The organism is Pseudomonas sp. 37 R 15 (genome assembly GCF_900004865.1).
Lineage (GTDB): Bacteria > Pseudomonadota > Gammaproteobacteria > Pseudomonadales > Pseudomonadaceae > Aquipseudomonas > Aquipseudomonas fluorescens_AM.
In genome coordinates, this window is the sequence record NZ_CVTV01000055.1 from 9,683 (window position 1) to 15,033 (window position 5,351).

At 63.5% G+C, this 5,351-nt stretch carries 4 protein-coding genes; 1 reads left to right on the forward strand and 3 read right to left on the reverse strand.

The window, feature by feature from the left end:
• Positions 1 to 263: 263 nt before the first annotated feature.
• From BFQ04_RS20570 to BFQ04_RS20580, 3 genes are read right to left on the reverse strand one after another with little or no spacing between them, the layout of a single operon-like run.
• Positions 264 to 1,190, reverse strand: coding sequence for a sugar ABC transporter substrate-binding protein (locus tag BFQ04_RS20570; RefSeq protein ID WP_065952338.1), 927 nt, complete (start codon positions 1,188 to 1,190; stop codon positions 264 to 266).
• 18 nt (positions 1,191 to 1,208) lie between these two features.
• Positions 1,209 to 1,988 (reverse strand): TIM barrel protein, encoded by a 780-nt coding sequence (locus BFQ04_RS20575; protein WP_065952339.1) that lies wholly within the window; start codon positions 1,986 to 1,988, stop codon positions 1,209 to 1,211.
• Positions 1,985 to 2,989 carry a Gfo/Idh/MocA family oxidoreductase gene (locus tag BFQ04_RS20580; protein ID WP_065952340.1) on the reverse strand — a complete coding sequence of 335 codons (1,005 nt, stop codon included), beginning with the start codon at positions 2,987 to 2,989 and terminating at the stop codon, positions 1,985 to 1,987. Before BFQ04_RS20580 ends, BFQ04_RS20575 begins: the two co-directional genes overlap by 4 nt.
• Before the next feature lie 175 nt (positions 2,990 to 3,164).
• On the opposite strand from BFQ04_RS20580, the gene BFQ04_RS20585 reads away from it, so the two are divergent.
• Positions 3,165 to 5,126, forward strand: a complete 1,962-nt coding sequence (locus BFQ04_RS20585) for a sigma-54 interaction domain-containing protein (RefSeq protein ID WP_065952341.1) — start codon at positions 3,165 to 3,167, stop codon at positions 5,124 to 5,126.
• Positions 5,127 to 5,351 lie beyond the last annotated feature (225 nt).

Genomic DNA, 5,351 nt, shown 5'->3' on the forward strand with positions numbered 1-5,351 from the left:
AGTGGTGGGGCAAGAGCCTTTTTGGTTACTTTTGGGGCTCTTTTCCAAAAGTGACCCGCTGTAAAAGCGGAACCGCCAGCCGCCGTTACCGCAGGAACGGATATGTACTTAATCCAATCCAACATCCTGGTCGGCCCAGAGGCCGCCATCGGGGGCAAGCCCCCTCCCACATTTGGACCTCGAAACATCAGGTAGATACGCGTTGGCTGCCCGGCGGTTACGGGGGCAAGCCCCTCCCACATTTGAAGCTTCTTGGCTTTGATTTATTTGTAGCGTTGCTCGAAGACGGCCACCTGTTCGGGCTTGATCAGCTCGAAGGGCACCCACACCTGCGACTCAATCGGCTCGCCCTTGATCATCCGCACTGCCGCCTGCACGGCCTGGGTCGCCTGGGCTTTGGGGTCCTGGAACACCGATGCGCTGAGCACGCCGCGCCGGATCGCCGCCAGCCCATCAGGCAGGCCATCGATACCGACAATCGCCACTTCGCCCTTGGCCTTGCCCGCCTGCTGTAATGCCATGGCGGCGCCAATCGCCATTTCATCGTTGTTGGCCACAATCGCGTCGAACTGTGTGCCTGCCAGCAGCCAGTTGCTGGTCAGGTCCATGGCCTTGCTGCGTTGCCATTCGGCACTTTGCTGCTCAACAACCCTGATGCCGGGAAAGTCCTTGAGCACCTGCCTGGCGCCTTCAGTGCGGTCTCGGGTGGCGTTTTGCGCCAGGTCGCCCATGATGATCGCCACGTTGCCCTTGCCGCCGAGTTTTTGCGCGAGGTAGCGCATCTGCAATTGCCCGGCTTCAATGTCGTTGGACGCCACGGTGACCACACCCTCGGGCAATGTGCGTTCATCCGGGTGGCGGTTGACGTACACCAGCGGGGTTTTGCTGGCGACGGCCGCGCGGGTGATGTTGGCGGTGGCGGCGGTGTCCACCGGCAGTACGATCACCGCGTCGACGTTCTGGTTGAGCAAGCCTTCGACCTGATTGAGCTGGCGCACCACGTCGCCCTGGGCGTCCTCGAACTGAATCTGCACGTCCTGTTGCGTGGCGGCCGCTTCAAGGCCGGTGCGCACGTAGGTCATGAAGTTATCGTCGACCCGCGCGATGCTCACGCCGATGCGATACGCGGCGAAGCTCGATTGGCTGAACAGCAGTAACAGTGTGGCCACGATCAATGAATAGCGATGCATGAGGTGTTCCTCTTGTTGTTATAGGGTGAACGCTTGGCGAAAACGCTCCAGGGCCACTTCGCTGTCGCCGCTGGCCCAGCCTTCCAGGCCGACCACGCCGCTGTAGCCCATGGCATGAAGGGCCCTGGCTATCGCCGGGTAATGGATTTCGCCGGTACCGGGTTCCTGGCGTCCAGGCACGTCGGCCACCTGGATTTCACCGATGGCGGGGCCGGCGCGCTGGATCAGCTCGATCAGGTTTCCCTCGCCGATCTGGGCGTGGTACAGGTCCAGGTTCATCTTCAAATGCGCGCTGCCCACCGCTTCGATCAGGGCCAGGGTGTCGTCGGCGCGAGCGAACGGGGTGCCGGGGTGGTCCAGCTCGGTGTTGAGGTTTTCCAGCAGGAACACACGGCCGGCGTCCTCGCCCAGGCGCGCGATCCTTTCCAGGGCCTTGCAGGCGCTCAGCCACATGCGCCCGGTGGTTCGGCTCACGGGCTGTACCGGCAGGCCGCCGTCACCCAGGCCGGTGCCGTGCAGGTTGAGGCTGGGGCAATCGAGGCGCTCGGCAACGCTCAAGGACTCACGGGCGCTGTCAAGCAAGTGGCGGATACCGTCAGGCTCGGTGAGCGTGCCGCTGATGTAGCCGGTCATTGAGGTGAAGTCGGCGCCTGTCGCGGCGAGGGCGTTGATGTCCTTGTCTGCCCAGCTCCAGATTTCGGCGCTGAAACCGAGTGCATCAATCCGTTTGACCCGCTCCACGAACGGCAGGTCAAGGAACACCATCTCGGCACTGACCGCCAGCTTGAACGGGATCACAGGGTCACCGCCGTGCCTTGCTCGTAGGACTCGATACACGCGCGCGCAATTGCCAGGGCGGCACGCGCATCTTCACCGCTGGCCAGGGGCTTGGCGCCGCTTTGCAGGCAGTCGACAAAGTGGTTGAGCTCGGCGATGTAGGCATCGCGCAACAAGTCGGTGTCCAGGCGCTGGGTGTCGGCCTGGATGCCTTGGGCCTGGTAGCGCACCAGGTCGGATGCCTGCACGCCGCCCATGGTCAGCATGCCGGCGCTGCCGAACACTTCACCGCGTACGTCGTAGCCATACACGGCCTGGAAGCTGGCTTCGGCGGTGGCAATCGCCCCGTTATCGAAGCGGATCGTCACCACGGCGGTGTCGAGCAAGCCTTGGCTCTTGTATGCCGGGGCGATCAGCGCGTCGGCCATCACGTGCACCTGCACCGCTTCGGCACCGGGGTTGAGGTAGCGCAGGGTGTCGAAGTCATGGATCAGGGTTTCCAGGAAAATCACCCATTGCGGTGACGCAGCCGGGTTGTGCAATGCCGGGTCGCGGGTCAGTGAGCGCAGCAACTGCGGGGTGCCGATGCGTCCTGCGGCAACGTCCAGATGTGCGCTGCGAAAGCTCTTGGCGAAACGCCGGTTGAAGCCAACCTGCAGGGGCACACCGGCATCGGCGGCAGCGGCGATGGCGCGGTCGGCTTCATCGAGGGTAATGGCCATGGGTTTCTCGCAGAAAATCCCCTTGCCGGCGCGGGCGGCGCTGATCACCAGTTCGGCATGGCTGCGGGCGGGGGCGGCGATGAGCACGCCGTCGATGTCCGGGTCGTCGAGCAGTTGCTGCGGGTCGGTGTAGACCTTGTCCACACCCAGTTCTGCCGCCAGACGTGCGGCTTGCCCCGGGGTAGGATCGGCGATGGCGGCAAGGCAGGCGCCGGGAATGTGCCGGGCGGCCGTGAGGCCATGGAAGCTGCCCATGCGGCCGGCGCCGATCAAGCCCAGGCGAATGCTGTTGGTATTCATGTATGACCCCTTTTTATTGTTGGCCCCCCAGGACGGTCCTGGCGGGCAAAGGGACGAGAGCAAGGGCTGTGCCAAAATACAAGCCGCTGATATATAAAGGTTTTTAAAAAAATAGTGTTCATTTAAATGACATGTCTATGCTGACATGTCGACAACATGAACATGGAAGCCGCTTATGACACTGGCGATGAGTGCGCAAGACCTCGATTACCTGACGGCGCTGGGCCCCGCCGCGCTGAATGACGGCCCGGTCGCGGCGTTGGAGCAGGCGTGGCAGGCCTGCCTGCGCGGCCAGTCAGAGTGCCCGCCGCAGGTTCGTCAAAGCATCTGGGATTCCTGGCGGCGCAGCGTCAAGGCCGACATTGATCCGGCAGATAACGCTTACCGCTTCGTCGCCGCCGACAGCCTCGCGGCCACGCTGGCCAACCACCGCGTGCTGATCGCCGCCGCCGCGCAAGTCATGCAGGGGTTGCTGGCGTACAACCCGCGCGGGCATATCAACCTCACCGATGGCGAGGGCACCACCTTGTACTTCTGCGGGCTGGATATCACGCCCGTGGGCAGTCGTCTGCTCGAATCGGTCCAGGGCACCAACTGCACCGGCCTGGCGCTGGCTGAAGATCATCTGGTGTATGTGCTGGCCGAAGAAAACTTCGCGGTCGGCCTGCGTCAGCGCCGCATGCACTGCGCCGCCGCACCGATCAAGAATGCCCAGGGCCAGACCCTGGCCGTGCTGACGCTCACCGCCGAACCCGGCTGGTTTCACTTTCATACCCTGGGCACCGTGCAGGCGGCCGCTGAAGCCGTGTCGCGGCAGATGGCGCTGCAAGCGCTGCTGGAAGAACAGCAAACCGTGCTCGAAGTGCTCAACGAAGGCCTTGTGGTCGTGGATGAACGCGGCTGCATCAAGGCGCTTAACCGCTATGCCCGGCAGTTGTTCGGGGTGGGACTGGAGCTGATTGGCAGTCCCTTCCAGTGCCTGGGCCGCAGTGAATTGAGCGATGCGCTGGGCGAGTCTGTGCGCGATCTGGATTGCACGTTCCAGCTGCATGATCGCAGCCAACTTGCCTGCCTGGTCTCGGTGTGCCCGCTGGGGCAGGGCGGGGTGATTGTGTCGCTGCGCGAAAACCGGCGCATTCGTGAAATCACCCGGCGCATTGTCGGCACCCAGGCGCGTTATACCTTCGACACCATCCAGGGCGCGTCGCAGGCGATCCAGGACGCGCTGCACCTGGGACGCATCGCCAGCCGCAGTGATTCCACCACGCTGATCCTTGGCGAAAGCGGCACCGGCAAGGAGTTGTTCGCCCAGGCCATCCACAATGCCAGCGAGCGTTGTCACGGCCCGTTCGTGGCGGTCAACTGCGGCGCCATTCCACGGGACCTGGTGCAGAGTGAGTTGTTCGGGCACGTCGAGGGCGCGTTCACCGGTTCAGCCCGTGGCGGCTCGGCGGGCAAGTTCGAGCTGGCCGATGGCGGCACCATTTTCCTGGATGAGATTGGCGACATGTCTTTCGACGCCCAGGTCAGCCTGTTGCGGGTGTTGCAGGAAGGTGAAGTCGCGCGGGTTGGCGCAAAAAGCGCACGCCAAGTGGATGTGCGCATCATCGCCGCCACCCACCGCAATCTCAGCCAGGCAGTGGCCGAAGGCGCGTTTCGCGAAGACCTGTACTACCGCCTGAATGTGCTGAACCTGACGGTGCCGCCGCTGCGGATGCGCCGCGAAGACATTCCCTTGCTGGCACGGCACTTCCTCAAACGCTGCGCGCGCTCGTTGCGCAAATCGGTGCAGGGCTTCTCCCCGGAGGCGCTGGCCCTGCTTTGCGCCCATGCCTGGCCGGGCAACGTGCGCGAGCTGGAAAACGCCATCGAACGGGCGACCAACCTGGCCATGGGGGAGTTGATCCAGCCGGGCGACTTGCCGCTGGACACCCGGCCTCGTCCGCTGGTCCATGCCTATGCGCCGCAACTTACCCAAGACCTGAGCAGTCACGAAAGGCACGCCATCGTTGCCGCGCTGAAAAACACCGGTGGCAATATCCGCCTGGCCGCCCGGCAGTTGAACGTGTCCCGGGGCGGGCTCTACAACAAGATGGATCGGCTTGGGTTGAATGCCGGGGATTTTCGCGGGCTCTGAACGGTTACTAATGTTCGAGGCTTGCTCCCGTGACGGCCGGACAGCCAACGCGTATCTATCTGACGCTGCGTAATCCAAATGTGGGAGGGGGCAAGTCGAATCGTCGCACCGCCCCTCCCACATTTGGATCGGGATCGGCACAAGATACCGGTCGGCTCTAAGGCCGCCGCGCTTTTGATCTTGATCTCAGGCGCCCCGTTAAACCACGCTGGCCGAACGCAGGCT

Coding starts and splice junctions, on each gene's coding strand:
- BFQ04_RS20570 (WP_065952338.1), bottom strand. CDS start 1,190: ATGCATCGCTATTCATTGATCGTGGCCACACTGTTACTGCTGTTCAGC.
- BFQ04_RS20580 (WP_065952340.1), bottom strand. CDS start 2,989: ATGAATACCAACAGCATTCGCCTGGGCTTGATCGGCGCCGGCCGCATG.
- BFQ04_RS20585 (WP_065952341.1), top strand. CDS start 3,165: ATGACACTGGCGATGAGTGCGCAAGACCTCGATTACCTGACGGCGCTG.